Below are 21111 nucleotides of genomic sequence, written 5' to 3' on the forward strand. Positions count from 1 at the left end.
CGGGAATTAGCGGTTACCAGTGTGTTTAGCTGAATTATAGCGAGCATTTCGTAAATGAGGAACACACTAGCAGCGAATGCGGTGTGCTGTTTGAGCCCGAAGGGCGAGTTGCACAAAGAGCATGAGCGGATAAGCGGGTGTGACGAATAGAAAGCGGAGCGTATTTGCTAAATGCACTGGTAACCGCTAAATTCCCGTGCCATGTTTTATCACAAGAGTAGTGGTTAAATAGACGATTTAGCGAAAAAAACAGGAGGTATGAAGATGAAGCTGGTAGTATGTTTTCCGGGAATCGGCTATCACTGCGACAAGCCACTGTTATATTATGGCAGGCGTGTAGCAGAATCCATAGGATATAAAGAATATAAGAACGTAGAATATGTGAATCGGATCGGAAATGTCAAAGGTGATCCGGTAAAAATGCAGGCAGCATTTGAAGACCTGTACGGACAGACAGAGGAAATATTAAAAGATATAGATTTTTCCGGGTATGACAGCATTTTATTCTTATCAAAAAGTGTAGGAACGATCATTGCGACTACTTATGCAGAAAGACATAAGATACCATGCAGGCATGTGCTGTATACTCCGCTTGAGGCGACATTTGACAATTGTTCAGATAATCTGTCGGGGAGAGCGATAGCATTTACGGGAACGGCAGATCCGTGGGTGGAGAGCACCGCTGCAATTACAGATCGGTGTCAAAAAGCAGGGATTCCGGTTCATGTGATAGAGGAAGCAAATCATTCCTTAGAGACAGCCAATGTATGGAAGAATCTGAAGAATCTGGAAGACATCATGAAGCTGACGGCAGAATTTATTAAATAATGTGTATTGTTTATTGTGATATATGCCACTGCCGCCTGTATAGCCTGCAGAATCATAGCGAGCATTTCGTAATGAGGAACACGCTGGCAGCGAATGCGGGTGCCTGTCTGAGCCCGAAGGGCGAGTTGCACAGGAGCATGAGCGGATAGGCACGTGTGACGAGTAGAAAGCGTAGCGTATTCTGCAGGCTATACAGGCGGCAGTGGCATATATCACAATAAACATTTCATCTATAGACTGACAAAAAATATCTTGACTTTGAGCGAACTCTAAGTGTTATAGTAAGGAAAAATCAAATGAAGGATGGTGGCGCAGATGACGATCAAGGAAGTAAGTGAGAAATTTGGTATCTCACAGGATACCCTTCGGTATTATGAGCGCGTAGGACTGATTCCACCGGTTACAAGAACTCCGAGTGGAAACAGAGATTATCAGGAATCGGATCTTGGCTGGGTAGAAAATGCAGTTTGTATGCGGAATGCCGGCGTTCCGATCGAGGCATTGATTGAATATGTGAAACTGTATCAGATGGGAGATACGACGTTTGAAGCAAGACGGCAGCTATTGCAGGAGCAGTATGATGCATTGCGGGAGCAGAAAGAACAGATCGAGGCGACCATGAAGCGGCTTGCCTATAAGGTATCGCGCTATGAGAAAGCGGTACAGACCGGCGTATTGTCATGGGATAAGGAGGATTGTTAGAAATTATGTATATTGAACAGATTAACGGACCTGAAGATGTAAAAAAATTGAATATAGAAGAAATGACAGCGATGGCAGCAGAGATGCGACAGGCATTACTGGTTCGTGCAAGTAAGCATGGCGGACATTTTGGACCGAATTTTGGTATGGTAGAAGCAACGATCGCGATGCATTATGTATTTGAGTCGCCAAAGGACAAGATCGTATATGATGTATCCCACCAGAGCTATCCGCATAAGATGCTGACAGGCAGAAAGGATGCTTATCTCTACGAAGAACATTACGATGATGTATCCGGATATACAAATCCAAAAGAAAGTGAGCATGATTTCTTTGAGATCGGACATACATCTACATCTGTCAGTCTTGCCTGTGGCCTTGCGAAAGCCAGAGATCTGAAAAAGGAAGACAGCAACGTGATCGCTGTGATCGGTGATGGTTCATTAAGCGGTGGCGAGGCATTGGAAGGTCTTGACTATGCGGCTGAGCTTGGTGGCAATCTGATCATTGTTGTAAATGATAATGATATGTCGATCGCTGAGAATCATGGTGGTTTATATCAGAATCTGAAACTGCTTCGTGAGACAAATGGGCAGGCAGAATGTAATCTGTTCCGTGCAATGGGACTTGATTATGTATATGTAGATAAAGGAAATGATATTGCTGCATTGATCGCAGCATTTGAATCTGTAAAAGACAGTAAGAAACCGGTTGTCGTGCATATTAAAACTTTAAAAGGAAAAGGCTATGCACCGGCAGAACAGAATAAGGAACAGTGGCATTGGTGTATGCCATTTGACCTTGAAACAGGAAAGTCTTTGATGGAATTTGACGGAGAAGATTATTCCGACGTAACCAGAGATTATCTCTTAAAGAAAATGAAGGAAGATCTATCTGTAGTTACGATCACATCGGCAACACCTACCGTTATGGGATTTACAGAGGATAAGAGAAAAGAAGCGGGCAGTCAGTTTATTGATGTAGGTATCGCAGAGGAGACAGCGGTTGCACTGGCATCCGGTATTGCGGCAAATGGCGGCAAGCCTGTATATGGTGTATACAGTTCATTTATCCAGCGGACATATGATCAGTTGACACAGGATCTGTGTATCAATAACAACCCTGCAACGATCGTTGTATTTGCGGGATCTGTATATGGAATGAATGATGTGACACATCTTGGATTACAGGATATTCCGATGCTTACAAGTATTCCGGGGCTTGTGTATCTGGCACCGACAACCAAAGAGGAATATCTGGCAATGCTTGACTGGAGCGTGGAGCAGACAGAGCATCCGGTTGCGATCAAGCTTCCGGGAGCTGCGATGGTATCGGACGGAAAGGCTGTAACAAAGGATTTCAGTCAGTTAAATAAATACGAAGTAACTAAAAAGGGAAGCAAGATTGCTGTTATCGGTGCAGGTACTTTCTATCAGCTTGGAACAGATGTGGCAGCACTGATCGAGGAGCAGACAGGAGTTGCGCCAACCATCATTAACCCACTGTATGTTTCCGGTATGGATGAAGAACTTCTGAATGATCTGAAGAAAGATCATGATATCGTGATCACGTTAGAGGATGGTTATCTGGAAGGCGGCTTCGGTCAGAGAATCGCCGGCTTCTATGGTGATTCTGATATGAAGGTTCTGAATTACGGTTTAAAGAAATTCTTCTATGACCGCTACGATGTAAATGAAGTATTAAAAGAAAATCATCTGACAGCAGAACAGATTACAGAAGATGTGAAACGTATTTTATAGATGTTTAAATAGTAAAATGTTCATACTATGTAGAGTATTATTATAAAACAGATAGTCTTGTTTCTATCAGTCAACAGTCTCTATTGATATAACATCAGTGCAATTTCGTTATGAGATGCACATTGCCAGTAAATACGGGTGCTTGTTCGAGCCGGAGGCGAGTTAGCACAGGAGTATTTACGAATAGGGCATGTGCAACGAATAGAAATTACAATGAGTTATTCAATGGAGATTGTTGGCTGACAGAGGTAAAGGATATCTGTTTTTTTATGTAGCAACAGTATAAAAAATCGCTTACAGGTAATATTAATCAGAAATAATGTTTGATAAAGGAGATTAAACAATGTCGATGATTAACAGAGAAGTAAGCGATTTTTTTGTGCATGCATATCAAAATGGTGAATTTAAAACGGTAACCAGAGACGACATATTAGGCGGATGGAGTGTATTTTTCTTCTATCCCGCAGATTTTACATTTGTCTGCCCGACGGAGTTGTCAGATCTGCAGGATAAATATGAGGATTTCAAGGCTGTCGGGTGTGAGGTTTATTCCATATCAACAGATACGCATTTTGTGCATAAGGCATGGCATGATACATCGGAAAAGATTGAAAAGATCACGTTTCCGATGTTGGCAGATCCAAATCATGAATTATGTGAAGATTTTGAAGTGATGATCGAATCAGATGGGATGGCTGAACGTGGCAGCTTCATCATCAATCCGGAAGGGCGAATTGTCTCCTATGAAGTCAGTGCAGGCAATGTCGGACGAAATGCAGATGAACTGTTTCGTAAATTGCAGGCATGCCAGTTTGTTGCGGAGCATGGAGACGAGGTCTGCCCTGCCAAATGGCAGCCGGGAGAAGCTACGCTGCGTCCAAGTCTGGATCTTGTAGGGAGATTGTAAGAATGAAGGATGAAAATATGTATGATGTGGTGATTGCAGGCGCGGGACCGGCGGGGCTTACAGCAGCTATTTATCTGGCGAGAGCCTGTTACCGGGTGCTTGTTGTCGAGAAAGAGAAGATTGGCGGACAGATCACGATAACAGAAGAGGTGGTGAACTATCCGGGAATAGAGAAAACAGATGGAAAATCCCTGACCGCTGCTATGTACAGGCAGGCAGAGAATTTTGGTGCAGAATTCCTGATGGCAGAGGTTGAAAAGCTGGATGTAGATGGAGAATATAAAATCGTGCATACAAATAAGGGCGACTTTTCCTGTTATGGAATTCTGTTCGCAACCGGAGCGCATCCGAGAATGATCGGATTTGAGGGGGAGAAACGGTTTAAAGGACGGGGCGTAGCTTATTGCGCAACTTGTGATGGAGAGTTCTTCACCGGCAAGGAAATATTTGTTGTGGGTGGCGGTTATGCCGCTGCGGAGGAAAGTGTATTCCTTACCAAGTATGCCAGCCATGTGACGATATTGATCCGGGGCGAAGATTTTTCCTGTCCTAAATCATCGGCGGATAAAGCCAGCGCAAATGAAAAAATTACGGTGCTTACCAGTACTGAGATCGTCCGCGCGGAGGGTGAAGATGTCCTGACAACACTGGTGTATAAAAATGTGAAAACAGGGGAAGAAAGTGTATATCATGCGCCAAAAGGAGATACGTTTGGTATTTTCGTATTTGCCGGATACGAGCCGGAGACTTCGTTGCTGCAGGGAAAAGCAGAGATTGATGAAAAGGGATATGTAATTACGGATACTTCCAGACAGACCAGTATATCGGGTGTTTATGCGGCTGGCGATGTCTGCCAGAAAAATCTTCGTCAGGTAGTGACGGCAGTCGGTGATGGTGCAGTTGCAGCGACAGAGCTTGAACGGTATGTGGCAGCCATGCAGAAAAAGAATGGAGCAAAGCCATCACGGAATTTGCAGGGAAATAAACAATCAAAGGAAAAGAATGTTACACAGGAGAAAAAGCGTGAAGGAATGCAGCCTGTGGTCGCTGAAAATACCGGATATGAAATGCATAAAACTGGACAACAGAAACAGCCGGAAGCAGAAGATTCATTGTCGGACGAGTTCTTTGATGAAGAGACGGAAAAGCAGTTAGATGAGGTCTTTGACCGCATGGCGCATCCGCTGATCCTGAAATTATATCTGAATCAGAAGCAGGAGTCAGTGCAGCTAAAACAATATATGGAAGCTATGAGCAGACGAACCGAAAAGCTCAGTGTAATCGTAGCAGAGGAAGGGGCAGGCGGGGATTCTGTTCCGGCAAACGAACGACCATTTGTCAGGATTTTGGGAGAAGACGGAAGTGATACCGGGCTTGGCTTCCATGGTGTACCGGGTGGACATGAATTCACTTCTTTTGTGATTGGCTTATATAATGCTGCCGGACCGGGACAAGAAGTGGATGCACAGATAATGGAGCGTATTCATGCGATCAAAAAGCCGCTTCATATCAAGATTCTTGTAACACTTGCCTGTTCCATGTGCCCCGATCTTGTCATCGCAGCACAGAAAATAGCCGCAGAAAATCCACAGGTTACAGCAGAGATTTACGATGTGATGCTATATCCATCTTATCAGAAACGCTATAAGGTTATGAGCGTACCGTGCCTTGTTGTGAATGATGAACATGTGGCATTTGGAAGAAAGACATTACCGGAGCTATTAGACTATCTGGATGAGATTTTATAAAATAATAGAGCATCTCTTTACTGGATATATATTCGGTAAAGGGATGCTCCTTTTATTTTGAATAATTTGTGATCGTGTAAAATAGGATATTAGACAAAACAGATTAAATAAAAAGATTGACACCCTACAAAATAGGGTATACTATTTAAAAAAAGGAGGGATGAATTAACGAATGATAAGAACATTTATTGAAATACCATTATTTACAAAACGGTGGAAAGAAATAGGGCTTGGGGAAGATGAGTTACGAGCATTGCAAATTATGCTATTAAAAAATCCAGAATCAGGACCGGTAATGGAAGGGACTGGTGGAATACGTAAGGTACGGTTCCCATTAGAAAATAGAGGAAAGAGTGGTAGTGTTCGTGTATGTTATACGGATTTTGCAGAATATGAAGTTACCTATCTAATAACTGCATTTGAAAAGAAAAGTCAGGAAAATCTGACAAATGAAGAAAAAAATGTACTTAAGAAGTTGGTAAAATCTTTGAAAGAGGAAACGGCAAAGAATAGGAGATGATTTCTATGGGTTCATTATTTGATGATTTAAAACAGGGATTGGAAGAAGCAATAGAGTATGAAAAAGGACAGGGAAAAGCTCGCGTAAAAACATATATGATAATGCCAGTGAAGGAATATTCAAATACAGAAATTCGTGAGATCAGGATGCGGGCAGGAATGACACAGGGAGTTTTTGCATCTTATATGGGTGTTTCGAAGAAAACAGTAGAGGCATGGGAGTGTGGCAGAACACACCCAACCGGACCAGCGTTTCGTTTGCTTGATATCTTAGCTTCCGAAGATCTGGATGAAACAGAATTTGTAGTAGCAAAATAATAAGAAGAAAAAATAAAAAGAACGTCCTTCTGCCTGGTATCAATGTTCATTAATATAACATCAGTGAGATTTCGTTGTGCGGTGCACATAACCAGATCAGAGTAAGCTACACTAAGCTCAAACTACGCTAATGCTTGTTTTCACTAAGTGTACTTACATGGCACGCACTAACCTCAGACTTCGCGTTAACGCTCGTCTTCACTAAGTGCTCCGCTCAGCCGCAGGCGAGTTAGCACAGGAGTATTTACGAATAAGTTATGTGCAACAAACAGAAATCGTAACGAGTTATATAATGGGCATTGATACCAGGCAGAAGGACGTTCTTTTCGTTTTGAAAACTTACATTTGTGTACAACAGGATACAAATAGGATATAATTGCCATGTATGATAGGTTCAGAATCTAAGATATCGAGAGATTAAAAAATGAATTCTGGAAATGGGGAGCGCTATGAGTTACAACATTTTACTGGTAGAAGATGAAGCAGGAATTGCAGAGGGCATCATGGATTACATGAAAGAGAGTGAGATCACATTTACCTGGGCGGCGGACGGAGACGAGGCACTTGCTCTGGTGTACGAACATGAATATGATCTGGCACTTTTAGATGTGATGCTGCCGGGGGCAGATGGATTTGAGATATGCAGAGCCATCCGGGCAAAGAGTTACGTTCCGATCATTTTTCTGACCGCCAGAGGCAGAGAAGAAGACCGGCTTTATGGGTACGATCTCGGTTGTGATGATTACGTTGTGAAACCATTTTCCATGGCAGAGCTTCAGGCGAAGATCCAGTCATTTTTGCGTAGGTCGAAAGGCTTGTGGACGAAGAATCAGGTGATCCAGGTGGGAGACATCAAGATGTATCCGGACAGACTGCTTGTTGAGGCAGCAGGAGAAGAGGTCCGGCTTGCACCAAAAGAATATGCGATGCTCAAATACCTGATGGAGCATAAGGGCATGATCGTGACAAGGGATGATATGCTTGTCCGGTTATGGGGGTATGATTACGATGGTGGTGACCGTGTGGTTGACAACCATGTAAAGAAGCTTCGCAAAGCACTTGGTGACAGCGGCAAACTGATAAAGACTGTATTTGCAAAAGGATATCGGATGGAGTAATCAGATCAGAGAGGTGGACTATCATATGAAGAAAAAAGAAAAGAAATATTATGGAAAAAAGAAGAAGTTTTATTCCTTCTTTTTAAAGATTTTTATTCCGTTTATTATTGTAACATCGATACTTGGGGGTATCATTACAGCATTTCTAAACCTGACATTTCAGAATAATATATCGAGCAATGTGCAGGCTGCAGAAAAGACGATCCGTCAGGCAGGCATAAAATACTGGAATATTTATCAGACGGAGCTTGAAGAACAAAAAGACGCAGATTACGAGTTCCAGACACCGTATGATCATTATATTGGAAATATGATATATTTGAATAATCTGTCAATGGCTGCGTTAAATGACAGTGAGGTGGTCAATATGCAGGGATTTATTCATCTGTATCAGAAGGACGATGCCGGTAATCTGACAGAGATCACGGATCAGAAGGATAAGGTATTTCTTCAAATCAATGATACATCTGAGAACAAATATATGCTGTATTGTGATAATGATATATTTGAAGCGGCTGTTCCTGAAATAAAGGATATGTCTGCGGATTTTTCACTTGATAAAATGAATGAGATCTATGTATCAGGAATGCAGTTTTATCCGGCTTCCTATACCTGTTTTGCAGATGGGGAGGAGCAGGAAAGAACGGTATCAGAGATACCGGATGGTTATGTGAAGCTGGATCAGAGTTCGGGATTTACCATTCCGCATGGAGTCGTTGGCTGCATACCAACATCGTTAAAGGTTGACCGGTATACAGGTACGGATGAGATCGTGAATGATTATCAGAATAATTCCAATTGGGAATATGTGGAAGATACAGAAAAATGTGCATACGGCACACATGCAGTCTATGCATTTCCTGTCAACAATGATAATACTGCTTTTGCGGTCATAGATTATCATTATAATATTGTAAAGTCACTGATGGGACATATGATCATTTATACATGGCTTGGGGTAGTGCTTGGAAGTGCATTGATCTCACTTCTGATCGCATATGTAATGTACAGATCCTATAAATCAGCGTATGATATGGAGCAGTACAGACGAACAACTTCAAATGCGATGGCGCATGATCTCAAAAGTCCGCTTGCCGTTATTTCTCTGTATGCCGAGAATCTGAAATCAGGAAAGAATCCGGAGAAGAACCAGTATTATATGGATGGGATATTAAATGAAGTAAAGGCAATGAATGAACAGGTTGCATCCATCCTTGATATGGCAAAGGCAGAGGATGTAAACACAGAGCTTCATAAGACTAAAGTTGATATCGGGAACATCATAAATACAGCAGCAGAGGTATATGCGGAAACAATTAAAACTAAAAATATCAGGCTTGACATTCAGGGAAGCTGCCAGATCGAAGCAGACGAGACTCTGATGTATCAGGCAGTTATGAATATGATGGATAATGCGATTAAGTATGTTACAAAGGATGGAAAGATCACAGTTCAGATGAGCGATGAGAGCCTTTCCATTCAGAATACAAGTGAGCTGATTCCGGAAGATATTTTAAGGAATATTTGGAATCCATTTGTCAAAGGGGATAACAGCAGACATGGACACAAAGGAACCGGGCTTGGCTTATCCATCGTCAAAACCATTATGGATCGCCATGGATTTACCTGTGAGATGAAAAATACAGGTGATGGTGTGGAAGTGAAGGTGGACTTCAGATAAGTTAATAATAAGGAGTGCCGGCAATGACATTACAACAGTTAAAATATGTGATAACAGTAGCGGATACTGGAACGATCACGGAAGCAGCAAATAAGCTGTATATTTCGCAGCCAAGTCTGACAAATGCGATCCATGAACTGGAAAAGGAAATGAATATCGTCATTTTCAACCGGACGAATAAGGGTATCAGTCTTTCAAAGGAAGGAGAGATATTCTTAGGATATGCAAGACAGGTTTTAGAGCAGGCGGCTATTTTAGAAGACAAATATAAGGGAAATGATGGTGGCAAGAAACAGTTCTGTGTATCAACCCAGCATTATTCATTTGCCGTTAATGCGTTTGTAGATCTGGTCAAGCAGTATGGACAGGATGAATATGATTTCAGTATACGGGAGACACAGACTTATGAGATCATCGAAGATGTAGCAAGGATGAGAAGTGAGATCGGAATCTTATTCCTGAATGATTTTAATGAAGCAGTATTGCGTAAGCTCCTGCGTTCGCATGATCTGGAATTTCATTTGCTGTTTGTAGCCAGACCGCATGTATTTATCAGCAGAAAACATCCACTTGCCGACAAGACGGTCATAACAAATGAAGAACTTGAGGACTATCCATATCTCTCATTTGAACAGGGAGAGCATAATTCCTTTTATTTTTCAGAAGAGATTTTCTCATCTTTTGAGCGGAAACGGAATATCCGTGTCCGGGACAGAGCTACGTTATTTAACCTGCTGATCGGGTTAAATGGCTATACCGTGTGCAGCGGTGTGATCGATAAGAAACTGAATGGCAGAGACATCATAGCAGTTCCTCTTGCAGATGAGAGTGATATGCGGATCGGATATATCACACATAAGAAAGGAATGATCAGCCGGCTGGGAAATACATATTTGGAGGTTCTGAAAAAATATCTGGGTCCGGAACCGCCCAGACGAAAACTGGAACATCGGGGACGCTTTAATGAACTTGGCAGAGATGGGGAAATGCTGACGGATGTTACAGATAAGATAGATGAACATATAAAGAAGCTGAAATAAAACCAAAAAGGATTTTGTTTTGATATAGTTTAAAACTATGGAAAACAGAATCCTTTTTGTATTATACAGATCTTGTTCATTGCCATATAATAAGCGGGAAATCACGGCTGGAAAATAAGCAGAGTGGTTATTATGGAAATGATTTGAATTATATGGAGGATAAAGCAATGAGTCAGTTACAGACACCATTTCGTTATGATTATGTAGGAAGCTTTCTTCGCCCTGCAAAATTAAAGAAGGCGAGAAGACAGTTTGATAAGGAAAATATCTCATACGATGAATTAAAGAAAGTAGAAGATGAAGCGATCACAGAGCTTATAACAAAGATAAAAGAATCAGGCTATCATGTTATTACAGATGGTGAATTCCGTCGTGCAACCTGGCATCTTGATTTTATGTGGGGATTTGATGGAATCGGACATACACCTACAAAGACAGGCCTTCCATTCCATGGTGAAGCAGCTATGGTTGATGATACTTATCTGGTCGGAAAAGTCGGTATATCCAAAGAGCATCCATTTGTAGAGCATTTTAAGTTCGTAAAACAGTTTGAAGATGAGAATACAGTAGCAAAACAGACAATGCCATCTCCGGCTCAGTTTCTTGCGCAGTTTACGATGCCATTCAACCGTGTGGAGACAGAGAAATACTACACATCCGATGCAGATCTGGTAAAGGATATTGTAGATGCATATGGAAAAGTGATCCAGGATCTGTACAATGCAGGATGCAGAAATATCCAGCTTGATGACTGTACCTGGGGCATGATGGCAGACAGAAGCGGACATCTTGCATATGGTACAACTGCGGAGGGATTAAAGGAAATTCAGAAGATCCATAAGGATATCAATAATCAGGTAATCGCAAATGCACCAAAGGATCTGACGATCAATACACATGTATGTCGTGGTAATTTCCATTCTACTTATGCAAACAGTGGTGCTTATGATCCTGTGGCAGATATCCTGTTTGGAGAGGAAAATGTAAATGCGTATTATCTGGAATTCGATGATGAACGTTCCGGCGGATTTGCTCCGCTTGCAAAGGTTTCCGGTGATAAGAAGGTTGTGCTTGGTCTTATTACAACGAAATCACCAAAGCTTGAAAATAAGGAAGAAGTAATTGCCCGTATAAAGGAGGCTGCAAATTATATTCCACTTGACAGATTGTATCTCAGCCCACAGTGTGGATTTGCATCCTGTGAGATCGGTAATAAGCTGACCGAGAAAGAACAGTGGGATAAGCTTCGTCTTGTAAAAGAGATTGCAGAAGAAGTGTGGTAGAGCTATAATAAAGAATGTGACAGGTCACAGTTATGGGCTGGTCGAAAAACCCAGGTCCAACCAAAAGAACAGGCGGGGGAACTCCCCGCCGTTTTTATATCACATATTTAGAAATAAAGGTATAAAATAAAATCCGCAATGTTTTGATATATTGCGGATTTTGTTTTAAAACGATATATGTTTAAACAACGCAACTGCACATAATACAATGGCAAGTGGTACATAGAGGTAACGTCCGATGGAATACCAGAGTGTGCCACGATTCTTTTTGCTGCCGCAGTTGACAGCTTCGAGCAGGTCATCCTTTTTCATGATATAGAACCATGAGACAGCACCGATGGTTGCGCCGATCGGGATAATGTAGATCGAAACAATATCCATCCAAGGTCCCCATTTGGAGATCGTCTCCATACCGATGCCACAGCCAAGGCATAACACACCGATGATGATCAGGACTGCGGTACGGCTGAGCTTCGGAAACTGGTGTAAGAGTGATTCAGCAACCGCCTCAAACATATTCTGAAGGGAACTTACACCGGCGAAGATCATTGCTATATACAGGATAATTGCAAATAACCGTCCGAGCGGAATATTCTGTAAGATGGTTGGCAGGGTAACAAAGAGAAGGCTTGGACCTGCTCCGACATCAACGCCATAAGAGAAACATGCCGGGATAATGACCAGTGCTGCGACAACGGCAGCAATCGTATCAAAGATCGCAGTATGTCTGGCAACTCCGACAACATCTTCATCCTTTGACAGATAAGCGCCATAGACGATCATGCCGCTTCCCGTAACTGACAGGGAGAAGAATGCCTGTCCCATTGCCCAGATCCAGATCATAGGATCAGCAAGCTTTGACCAGTCCGGTGTGAACATGAATTTATATCCTTCTGCTGCGCCCGGAAGCATAGCAACACGGACTGCAAGGATCAGAAAAATGATGAAGAATAACGGCATCATGATCTTATTTGTCTTTTCTATACTATGTGCACCGAAGAACAGAGTCAGAAGCGTTCCGGCTACCACGATAATGTGAAGCGGGATCACGGAGAACGGTTTGGATGAAAATGAATTAAACCAGGCTGCTGTATCTTCATGCATTAAAGTTCCAATCAGAGAATCAAGGAAGGCTTTTAAAATATACGAAACGATGATCGCATAACCGATCGCGATACATAAGGAGCCTGCAAGTGGAAGCCAGCCAAGCAGTCCACCTGCAGTACCGGCTTTTTTACCTCTTGTTTCCCATGCATATTTATAAGCACCAAGTGTTCCTGTTCCGGCTCTTCGTCCGATTGCAAATTCGGTCGGAAGTGCCACATAGCTGAATATAAAGATAAAAAGCAGGTAGATCAGCAGAAATGCGCCGCCACCATTACTTCCTAATTTATTTGGAAATCCCCAGACATTTGCCATACCAACGGCAGAACCAACAGAAGCCAGAATGAACCCCCATCTGCTTCCAAAACTTTTCGTATTTTTATTACTCATAAACTAACCCTATCTATTTCTTTATTATATAGATGATTGCATAATTCAGATTTATGCATATTAGTAACTAATGCTTACGCAATTATCTATACGTGCCATACTGTTCCAGTTTAAAGGTTTACAGTCGAAAAAGCAACAAAAATATTATTCACCTATTGACATGGTAGGTGAATAGGGATATTATCTTTGTAGCATAATTTGGAAAGAGGGAGAAATACTATGGTCATCTCGTCAAAAGGACGGTATGCATTACGCGTTATGGTTTATCTGGCGGTAAATCATGATGGCAGTTTTATACCATTAAAAGAAATATCACAACACGAAGAGCTGTCACAGAAATATCTGGAAAGTATCACCCGGATGCTGTCAAAAGCACATCTGATCGAAGCGGCAAGCGGACATGGAGGTGGCTATCGTCTGACCAGAGAACCGGAGGAATACAGTGTGGGAGAGATCCTCAAGCTGACCGAAGGGACCCTTGCACCGGTATCCTGCCTGAAGGATGATTCAGTACCGTGTGACCGGTCGGAATTATGTTATACATTACCGATCTGGCAAGGACTTGCCGATCTGATCAATAATTATTTTGATAATATGACACTTGCCGATGTGGCAGGAAAAGCCGGACAAACAGTGAAAGAATAGATGAATATACAGGAGGCACGAATATGTCAGAGAAACAGTTATTAAATGTAAAGAATTTGTATGTAGATGTAGAGGAGAAGCAGATCCTTCATGGTGTAGATCTGTCAATCGGAAAAGGTGAGACACACGTTCTCATGGGACCAAACGGAACAGGTAAATCAACACTTGGCTATGCACTCATGGGAAATCCAAGATACACTATAAAGAGCGGAGAAATCTGGTTTCAGGGTAAAAATATTACAGAGGCTCCTGTCAATGAGCGGGCGAAAGCAGGAATCTTCCTGTCCTTCCAGAATCCATTAGAGGTTCCGGGTGTGACTTTAAGTTCATTTATCAGAAATGCATTGGAGCAGAAGACAGGAAAAAGACAGCGTTTATATGATTTCAAGAAAGAGCTGGAGCGTACAATGGAGATCCTTCAGATGGATCCATCCTATGCAGAGCGTGATCTGAATGTCGGATTTTCCGGTGGTGAGAAAAAGAAGGCAGAGATCTTACAGCTCCTGATGCTGAAGCCTTCACTTGCAATCCTTGATGAGACAGATTCCGGTCTGGACGTTGATGCTGTAAGAACAGTATCTGCCGGTATCGAAGAATACCAGAAGAATTGCAAGGGCAGTCTTCTGATCATTACCCATAGTACGAAGATTCTGGAGTCCTTATCTGTTGATCATACACACGTTATGGTAGAAGGTAAGATCATACAGACCGGTGATGCATCTCTGGTAGAGGAGATCAACCGGAATGGATTTGCAAAATATGAGAAGACAGAGCAGAATCAGTAGTCTTTGAAAGGAGCATCCGATAGATATGAAAGAAAAAACATATGTAGAAGACATAGACAGAAATATATATGACTTCAAAGATGATGAAAAAGATGCTTATAAGATCAAGGCAGGACTGACGCCAGAGATTGTTGAGCAGCTTTCGAAAGAGAAACATGATCCGGCATGGATGCAGACCTTCCGTCTGGAATCCCTGCAGATCTATAATAATATGGAAGTACCGGACTGGGGACCATCGATTGAAGGTCTGAATATGGACAACATCGTAACCTATGTCAGACCAAATACAAATATGAAAGCAAAATGGTCTGATGTGCCGGAAGATATCAAGAATACATTTGAACGACTGGGCATCCCACAGGCAGAGAGAAAATCTCTTGCAGGTGTCGGAGCACAGTATGATTCCGAGCTGGTATACCACAATGTCCGTCAGGAGGTAGCTGAAAAGGGTGTTGTATATACCGATATGGAGAGTGCATTAAATGGCGAATATGCAGATATGGTAAGAAAGCATTTTATGAAGCTGGTTCGTCCCAATGACCACAAGTTCGCAGCTCTTCATGGTGCGGTATGGTCAGGCGGCTCCTTTGTATATGTACCAAAGGGTGTATCCGTAGAGATCCCATTGCAGTCCTATTTCCGTCTGAATGCACCGGGAGCCGGACAGTTTGAACATACCCTTATCATAGTGGATGAGGGCGCGGATCTTCATTTCATCGAAGGTTGTTCTGCACCAAAATATAACGTGGCAAATCTCCATGCCGGGTGCGTGGAATTATTTGTCGGTAAGAATGCAAAGCTTCGTTATTCTACGATCGAGAACTGGTCAAAGAATATGTATAACCTGAATACAAAACGTGCAGTTGTAGAAGAAGGTGGAACGATCGAATGGGTTTCCGGTTCCTTCGGATCCCACGTATCCTATCTATATCCGATGAGTATCCTTAAGGGAAAGGGCGCGAAGATGGAATTTACCGGTATCACATTTGCCGGAAAAGGACAGAATCTGGATACCGGAGCAAAGGTCGTTCACAGTGCACCGGATACCAGTTCCTACATTAATACAAGATCTATTTCAAAGGATGGAGGTATCAGTACTTTCCGTTCTTCCGTTGTAGTAGCAAAGGAAGCAGAGAATTCCAAGGCAGCAGTATCCTGTCAGTCGCTGATGCTGGATTCTATCTCAAGATCTGATACGATCCCGGCGATGGATATTCGTACCAGAAAGGCAAATGTAGGACATGAGGCACAGATCGGCAGTATCAGTGATGATGCGGTATTCTATCTGATGTCCCGTGGTATGAGCGAGGAAGATGCCAGAGCTTGTATCGTCAGTGGATTTGCGGACAACGTATCAAAGGAGCTTCCGCTAGAATATGCTTTGGAAATGAACAATCTGATCCGTCTGGAAATGAAGGGCAGTATAGGTTAGGAGGAAATGAGCAATGGACAAGAAGACGATCAATATTAATAAACTTCCATCCAAAACATGGTACTGGCTTCATATGAATGATACAAAGGTTTCATGGAATCCTGATATAGCACCATGTAAGGTGACGGTAGAGGAAGCATTTGAGGATAAAGAGACAAACAGCCTGATATCCGGGGATGCGGCAGAATTTGCCACAGTTGAGAGTGGAGCAGGAAGAGAGGCTGATCCGATCTTTGCAGATGCGCAGACAGAAAAAACAGTTCTGACTGCTTCGGACAAAGACGCAAAGGCAACGATCCGTCTGGCTGTTGATGGAACGACAGCAGCGTCGGCGGCAGGTGCATGTTATCTGACGGCAGAAGAAGGTACGGATACAACCATAATTGAGACATTTACAAAGAAAAGTGCGCAGGCAGGTTCACTGGCATACCGTACGATGATACAGGCAAAGAAAGACAGCCGTGTTCGTCTGGTACAGGTATTTATGCAGGATGAAGAACAGACTCTGTTAAATGATATCGGTTGTGTCTGCGATGAAAATGCAAAGTTCGATATCCTTCAGATCTTTATCGGAAAAGGTGATCTCTATAACGGAATCCGTACAGATCTTAAGGGTACAGGAGCAGATACACAGGTCGAGATCGGCTACCTTGGACAGAAGACACAGAAGATTGATGTGAACCTGATCATAAATCACTTCGGTAAGAAGACGAATTGTGAGATCCAGGTAGATGGAACCTTAAAGGATGCAGCAGAGAAAGTATTTCGTGGAACGATCGATTTCAAGAACGGTGCATCCGAATCCACAGGTGCAGAGACAGAAAATGTACTCCTGCTTGGTGATGATGTGATCAATAAGACAATCCCGATCATTCTCTGTGCAGAGGAGGATGTAGAAGGTTCTCACGGTGCAACGATAGGTGAACTGGATGAGGAGACATTATTTTATTTTGAATCAAGAGGCATCGACAAGGAGGCTGCGGAGGATATCATGACCCACGGCAAATTCGAGATGTTATATCGCCACATAGGAGATGAGCAGACACAGAAGCTGGTAGAAGCACAGCTTGCGGAGGTAATGGCAGATGATAGAGAAGAATTATAAAGAGGATTTTCCGTTATTACAGACAAATAAAACCATTTATATAGACAATGCAGCTACAGCACAGAAGCCGGCAGTTGTAATTGAAGCAGAGAAGCGTTTTTATGAAGAAAGCAATGCAAATCCGCTTCGTGGCTTCTATCCGCTGAGCCTTGCAGCAACAGAAGCATATGAAGATGCCAGAAAAGTTGTGCGTGATTTTATTCATGCAGATTCGGAAAAAGAAATCATCTTTACAAGAAATACAACAGAGAGTCTGAACCTTGTTGCATACAGCTATGCATGCAGTCATCTGAAAGAAGGAGATGAGATCGCAGTCAGCATCATGGAACATCACAGCAACATTCTCCCATGGCAGATGGCAGCGAGAATGACAGGTGCAACGGTCCGGTATCTGAACTGTGAGAAGGACGGTATTTTGACAGATGAGACACTTGCAGCAGGAATCAATGAGAAGACAAAGCTTGTAGCGATCGGACAGGTATCCAATGTTCTCGGTTGTGTGAATCCGATCAAGAAGATTTCAAAGCTTGCACATGCAGTCGGCGCGGTCATTGTAGTAGATGCAGCACAGAGTGCACCGCATATGCCGATCGACGTCAAAGATCTGGATGCAGATTTCCTTGCATTTTCCGGTCATAAGCTGATGGGACCGATGGGTATCGGCGTGTTATATGGAAAAGAAGCATTACTGGAAGAGATGCCGCCATTTATGACAGGTGGCGAGATGATCCAGTCCGTAACGACAGAAGGAGCGGTATGGGCTGAGCTTCCGCATAAGTTTGAGGCAGGAACTGTAAATGCAGCCGGTGCAGCCGGACTTGAAGCCGCAATTTCATATATTAATAAGATTGGATTTGAGACAATCGAGCAGAGAGAACTGGAACTGACCCGACATGCGATGGAAGGACTTGCAAAGATTCCGCATGTTCATGTGATCGGCTCAGAAGATCCTGCAAACCATACCGGTATTGTGGCATTTACGATCGACAATGTACATCCACATGATGTCAGTGAGATCATGGCAGCAGATGGTATCGATGTCCGTGCAGGGCACCATTGCGCACAGCCATTACTTACTTATCTGAAGGTGTATAATACAACAAGAGCCAGCTTTATGTTCTACAATACGATAGAAGAAGTCGATGCATTTGTAGAGAGTGTTGCAAATGTCAGAAGGAGAATGGGATATGGAGAATAGAAGTTTTTATAATGAGATTCTGACGGAACACAATATCCGTCCGGAATTCAAACATGATCTTCCGGATGCGAACATCGTACTGGAAGGTGTAAACCCGAACTGTGGGGATGATATCTGGTTGAAATTAAAAGTAGAAAACGGAATCATCGAAGACGGAGCATTTGTCGGAGACGGTTGTGCGATCTCACAGGCGTCCGCTGATATCATGCTTGGCATGATCGTCGGAAAGACCGAGGAAGAAGCGTTGAAGCTTGGAAAACTTTTCTTAAAGATGATACAGGGCGAAGCGACCGATGAAGAGATCGATGAACTGGAAGAGGCCTCCGCCTTAAAAGATATCTCCCATATGCCTGCCCGTGTAAAATGCGCAGTCCTTGGCTGGCATACCCTGGAGGAAGCATTAAAGAAATAGTGTTAACAAAAAATAATACAGGGGTCATATATAACATTGTTCCGCAAAACACTCGCGTTCTATTCTACACGTAGCGGTTCTAAACTCTTCACCTGACGGTGAATCGTTAAGTACCGACGTGTAGAAAGGTTTGCTTCACAATGTATATACGCTCCCTGTATTATTTTTTGTTAACATTCAGTTATTCACGTCGGTCTTTAGCGATAATGAAATGTATTTACTATTGAGAAGTGGAAACAAAAATGGAAGAGGGTATTACTATTATGAAGTAAGCCTGCCCACGCTGTGTAACTTCGAACTAACCTCGGCGGAAGCCTCGCTAAGTTCTCAGTTATTCGCGCTGGTGTAGGTTTGTACATATTAATATATGAAGTTAAAGCCATTAAAGTGGATATAAATAAAAGATGATAGATATTTTTGTGAAGCAAACCTATTTGAACGTCGGTTCTTAGCGATCCGCATAAGCGGGAGCTTAGTACCGTTACGTGAAAATAGAGCGAGAGCGTTTTGCGTAACAAAGAGTATCTATCATCTTTTATTTATAATGCCAAGCCGGTCTATAATACTTTCGAAAGGAAATCCTTCAGTCGAGGATTCTTCGGATTGCCAAAGAATTCTTCCGGCGTGCCGGTTTCAAGAATCTGTCCCTCATCGATGAAGAGGACTTTATTGGCAACCTCCTTTGCAAATCCCATTTCATGAGTAACCACGATCATGGTCATTCCCTCTTTTGCAAGATCCTTCATCAGGTCGAGAACTTCTCCAACCATTTCAGGATCAAGAGCAGAAGTCGGTTCATCGAATAGGATCACATCCGGATTCATAGCAAGAGCACGGATGATGGCAACTCGCTGTTTCTGACCACCGGATAAGGTAGAAGGATATACATCTGCTTTATCTTCCAGACCGATCCGTTTCAGAAGTTCTTCTGCCTTTGCTCTTGCCTCGGCAACGATCTGAGATTTACTTGTTGTAATCTCTATTTTCTCCTGCTTCTCTTTGCGGAACAGGTTCGTAAGCGGAAGCATACGATTATGACGCTTCGCTTTTTTCAGATCCTGACAACGCACCAGTACAGGAGCAAGCATGATATTCTGAATAACGGTTTTGTTGTTATACAGATTAAAATGTTGGAATACCATTCCCATATGACGACGGTGGATGTTGATATCAACCTTTGGGTCTGCAATATCGACACCATTGAAGATGATCTGACCGCCTGTTGGGTCTTCCATACAATTTAAACAGCGAAGAAATGTACTTTTACCAGAACCTGAAGGACCGATTACAACCATTATATCGCCTTTATCGATTGTGACATTGATGCCTCGTAAAACTTCATTGTCACCAAAGTGTTTTTCAAGATTAATGACGTCTATCACTCTTTCTCAGGCTCCTTTCCATAAGTTTGATACCAAGGCTGATCAGAAGCACCATCACAATGTAGATCAGTGCCATAACCAGATATGGGATCATGAATTCGTAGCTGTTACTACCAATATAGTTAAATGCTACATATAAGTCAGTAGCACCAACAAAGCTTACAACAGATGTTTCCTTGATCAAAGATATAAATTCATTTCCCAGAGTAGGAAGGATGTTTTTAACTGCCTGAGGAATCACAATCTTACGCATGGTCGTCGCAAAGCTAAGGCCCATGGCACGTCCGCCTTCCATCTGTCCGGGATCCACAGAAAGGATACCGCTTCGCATGATTTCGGAAATATAAGCACCACTGTTTAGACCAAATACAAGCATTGATACCTGTACACCGCTCATATGACCTCCTACGATAGGGAGCAGAACATAGTAAAACAGCAGTAACTGCACGACCATAGGAGTTCCACGGAAGAATCCGACATAGACGCTGCAGATTGCATCTAAAACTCGTGGCAGCCGTTTATATTTTGGAATGACGCGGACAGTTGCAATGATGGTTCCGATCAAAATACCGATGATCAGACCGATTATGGCGATGATAACGGTATTCTTCAGACCTTCAACAACCTTTACATATCCTCTGTTATCAATGAATATTTCTATGAACTTTTGTATTTTACTTGAAATGTCTCCCATGAAATATCCTTTCAATATCATTTATTTTCTTCACGCGAGAAACGCGTGATTCTTATAGCA

General features: G+C 42.6%; 20 protein-coding genes. 17 read left to right on the top strand and 3 right to left on the bottom strand.

From position 1 onward, the window contains the following. Positions 1-264 precede the first annotated feature (264 nt). From LK416_00515 to LK416_00565, 11 genes are all read left to right on the top strand, one after another. The gene (locus tag LK416_00515) at positions 265-828 is read left to right on the top strand and encodes an alpha/beta hydrolase (protein UEA74693.1); all 564 of its coding nucleotides are present in this window, start codon (positions 265-267) and stop codon (positions 826-828) included. 315 nt (positions 829-1143) lie between these two features. Continuing rightward, positions 1144-1530 (top strand): MerR family transcriptional regulator, encoded by a 387-nt coding sequence (locus LK416_00520; protein ID UEA74694.1) that lies wholly within the window; start codon positions 1144-1146, stop codon positions 1528-1530. 5 nt (positions 1531-1535) lie between these two features. Further along, entirely contained in the window at positions 1536-3290 is a 1755-nt protein-coding gene (locus LK416_00525) for a 1-deoxy-D-xylulose-5-phosphate synthase (protein UEA74695.1), read from the top strand. A gap of 343 nt (positions 3291-3633) precedes the next feature. Beyond that, entirely contained in the window at positions 3634-4197 is a 564-nt protein-coding gene (ahpC, locus tag LK416_00530; GenBank protein ID UEA74696.1) for a peroxiredoxin, read from the top strand. Between the two features lie 2 nt (positions 4198-4199). Then, positions 4200-5945 (top strand): FAD-dependent oxidoreductase, encoded by a 1746-nt coding sequence (locus LK416_00535; GenBank protein ID UEA74697.1) that lies wholly within the window; start codon positions 4200-4202, stop codon positions 5943-5945. A gap of 172 nt (positions 5946-6117) precedes the next feature. Next, on the top strand, positions 6118-6465 hold the full coding sequence (locus LK416_00540; protein UEA74698.1) for a type II toxin-antitoxin system RelE/ParE family toxin: 348 nt from the start codon (positions 6118-6120) through the stop codon (positions 6463-6465). A 5-nt stretch (positions 6466-6470) separates the two neighbouring features. After that, positions 6471-6782, top strand: a complete 312-nt coding sequence (locus LK416_00545; protein ID UEA74699.1) for a helix-turn-helix domain-containing protein — start codon at positions 6471-6473, stop codon at positions 6780-6782. A 449-nt stretch (positions 6783-7231) separates the two neighbouring features. Further along, positions 7232-7900 (top strand): response regulator transcription factor, encoded by a 669-nt coding sequence (locus LK416_00550; protein ID UEA74700.1) that lies wholly within the window; start codon positions 7232-7234, stop codon positions 7898-7900. 25 nt (positions 7901-7925) lie between these two features. Continuing rightward, on the top strand, positions 7926-9581 hold the full coding sequence (locus LK416_00555; GenBank protein UEA74701.1) for a HAMP domain-containing histidine kinase: 1656 nt from the start codon (positions 7926-7928) through the stop codon (positions 9579-9581). A 23-nt stretch (positions 9582-9604) separates the two neighbouring features. After that, positions 9605-10621, top strand: a complete 1017-nt coding sequence (locus LK416_00560; GenBank protein UEA74702.1) for a LysR family transcriptional regulator — start codon at positions 9605-9607, stop codon at positions 10619-10621. A 167-nt stretch (positions 10622-10788) separates the two neighbouring features. After that, positions 10789-11904, top strand: a complete 1116-nt coding sequence (locus LK416_00565) for a 5-methyltetrahydropteroyltriglutamate--homocysteine S-methyltransferase (protein ID UEA74703.1) — start codon at positions 10789-10791, stop codon at positions 11902-11904. Positions 11905-12069: 165 nt separating this feature from the next. On the opposite strand, the gene LK416_00570 is transcribed toward LK416_00565, so the two are convergent. After that, complete coding sequence (locus tag LK416_00570; protein UEA74704.1) at positions 12070-13398, bottom strand: sodium-dependent transporter; 1329 nt, start codon at positions 13396-13398, stop codon at positions 12070-12072. 219 nt (positions 13399-13617) lie between these two features. Between LK416_00570 and LK416_00575 the strand changes: the two genes are divergently transcribed. The 6 genes from LK416_00575 to LK416_00600 are packed head-to-tail and all read left to right on the top strand — an operon-like array spanning position 13618 to position 18975. Further along, on the top strand, positions 13618-14043 hold the full coding sequence (locus LK416_00575) for an Rrf2 family transcriptional regulator (GenBank protein UEA74705.1): 426 nt from the start codon (positions 13618-13620) through the stop codon (positions 14041-14043). A 23-nt stretch (positions 14044-14066) separates the two neighbouring features. After that, positions 14067-14828 carry a Fe-S cluster assembly ATPase SufC gene (gene sufC / locus LK416_00580; protein UEA74706.1) on the top strand — a complete coding sequence of 254 codons (762 nt, stop codon included), beginning with the start codon at positions 14067-14069 and terminating at the stop codon, positions 14826-14828. 25 nt (positions 14829-14853) lie between these two features. Beyond that, positions 14854-16260, top strand: coding sequence for a Fe-S cluster assembly protein SufB (gene sufB, locus LK416_00585; protein ID UEA74707.1), 1407 nt, complete (start codon positions 14854-14856; stop codon positions 16258-16260). A 13-nt stretch (positions 16261-16273) separates the two neighbouring features. After that, positions 16274-17365 (top strand): SufD family Fe-S cluster assembly protein, encoded by a 1092-nt coding sequence (locus LK416_00590; GenBank protein ID UEA74708.1) that lies wholly within the window; start codon positions 16274-16276, stop codon positions 17363-17365. After that, the gene (locus LK416_00595) at positions 17346-18563 is read left to right on the top strand and encodes a SufS family cysteine desulfurase (protein UEA74709.1); all 1218 of its coding nucleotides are present in this window, start codon (positions 17346-17348) and stop codon (positions 18561-18563) included. The genes LK416_00590 and LK416_00595 overlap by 20 nt, the downstream gene beginning before the upstream one ends. Further along, the gene (locus LK416_00600; protein UEA74710.1) at positions 18553-18975 is read left to right on the top strand and encodes an SUF system NifU family Fe-S cluster assembly protein; all 423 of its coding nucleotides are present in this window, start codon (positions 18553-18555) and stop codon (positions 18973-18975) included. The genes LK416_00595 and LK416_00600 overlap by 11 nt, the downstream gene beginning before the upstream one ends. A gap of 557 nt (positions 18976-19532) precedes the next feature. Here the strand turns inward: LK416_00600 and LK416_00605 are convergent. Both LK416_00605 and LK416_00610 read right to left on the bottom strand, forming a co-directional pair. After that, on the bottom strand, positions 19533-20357 hold the full coding sequence (locus LK416_00605) for an amino acid ABC transporter ATP-binding protein (GenBank protein UEA74711.1): 825 nt from the start codon (positions 20355-20357) through the stop codon (positions 19533-19535). Beyond that, on the bottom strand, positions 20341-21051 hold the full coding sequence (locus LK416_00610; GenBank protein UEA75844.1) for an amino acid ABC transporter permease: 711 nt from the start codon (positions 21049-21051) through the stop codon (positions 20341-20343). Before LK416_00610 ends, LK416_00605 begins: the two co-directional genes overlap by 17 nt. Positions 21052-21111: the final 60 nt, after the last annotated feature.

Source organism: Lachnospiraceae bacterium GAM79 (assembly GCA_020735665.1).
GTDB lineage: Bacteria > Bacillota > Clostridia > Lachnospirales > Lachnospiraceae > Coprococcus.

Excerpts from the sequence above, each read along its gene's own strand:
- LK416_00515 (UEA74693.1), top strand. The coding sequence starts at position 265 with ATGAAGCTGGTAGTATGTTTTCCGGGAATCGGCTATCACTGCGACAAG.
- LK416_00520 (UEA74694.1), top strand. The coding sequence starts at position 1,144 with ATGACGATCAAGGAAGTAAGTGAGAAATTTGGTATCTCACAGGATACC.
- LK416_00525 (UEA74695.1), top strand. The coding sequence starts at position 1,536 with ATGTATATTGAACAGATTAACGGACCTGAAGATGTAAAAAAATTGAAT.
- ahpC (UEA74696.1), top strand. The coding sequence starts at position 3,634 with ATGTCGATGATTAACAGAGAAGTAAGCGATTTTTTTGTGCATGCATAT.
- LK416_00535 (UEA74697.1), top strand. The coding sequence starts at position 4,200 with ATGAAGGATGAAAATATGTATGATGTGGTGATTGCAGGCGCGGGACCG.
- LK416_00540 (UEA74698.1), top strand. The coding sequence starts at position 6,118 with ATGATAAGAACATTTATTGAAATACCATTATTTACAAAACGGTGGAAA.
- LK416_00545 (UEA74699.1), top strand. The coding sequence starts at position 6,471 with ATGGGTTCATTATTTGATGATTTAAAACAGGGATTGGAAGAAGCAATA.
- LK416_00550 (UEA74700.1), top strand. The coding sequence starts at position 7,232 with ATGAGTTACAACATTTTACTGGTAGAAGATGAAGCAGGAATTGCAGAG.
- LK416_00555 (UEA74701.1), top strand. The coding sequence starts at position 7,926 with ATGAAGAAAAAAGAAAAGAAATATTATGGAAAAAAGAAGAAGTTTTAT.
- LK416_00560 (UEA74702.1), top strand. The coding sequence starts at position 9,605 with ATGACATTACAACAGTTAAAATATGTGATAACAGTAGCGGATACTGGA.
- LK416_00565 (UEA74703.1), top strand. The coding sequence starts at position 10,789 with ATGAGTCAGTTACAGACACCATTTCGTTATGATTATGTAGGAAGCTTT.
- LK416_00570 (UEA74704.1), bottom strand. The coding sequence starts at position 13,398 with ATGAGTAATAAAAATACGAAAAGTTTTGGAAGCAGATGGGGGTTCATT.
- LK416_00575 (UEA74705.1), top strand. The coding sequence starts at position 13,618 with ATGGTCATCTCGTCAAAAGGACGGTATGCATTACGCGTTATGGTTTAT.
- sufC (UEA74706.1), top strand. The coding sequence starts at position 14,067 with ATGTCAGAGAAACAGTTATTAAATGTAAAGAATTTGTATGTAGATGTA.
- sufB (UEA74707.1), top strand. The coding sequence starts at position 14,854 with ATGAAAGAAAAAACATATGTAGAAGACATAGACAGAAATATATATGAC.
- LK416_00590 (UEA74708.1), top strand. The coding sequence starts at position 16,274 with ATGGACAAGAAGACGATCAATATTAATAAACTTCCATCCAAAACATGG.
- LK416_00595 (UEA74709.1), top strand. The coding sequence starts at position 17,346 with ATGATAGAGAAGAATTATAAAGAGGATTTTCCGTTATTACAGACAAAT.
- LK416_00600 (UEA74710.1), top strand. The coding sequence starts at position 18,553 with ATGGAGAATAGAAGTTTTTATAATGAGATTCTGACGGAACACAATATC.
- LK416_00610 (UEA75844.1), bottom strand. The coding sequence starts at position 21,051 with ATGGGAGACATTTCAAGTAAAATACAAAAGTTCATAGAAATATTCATT.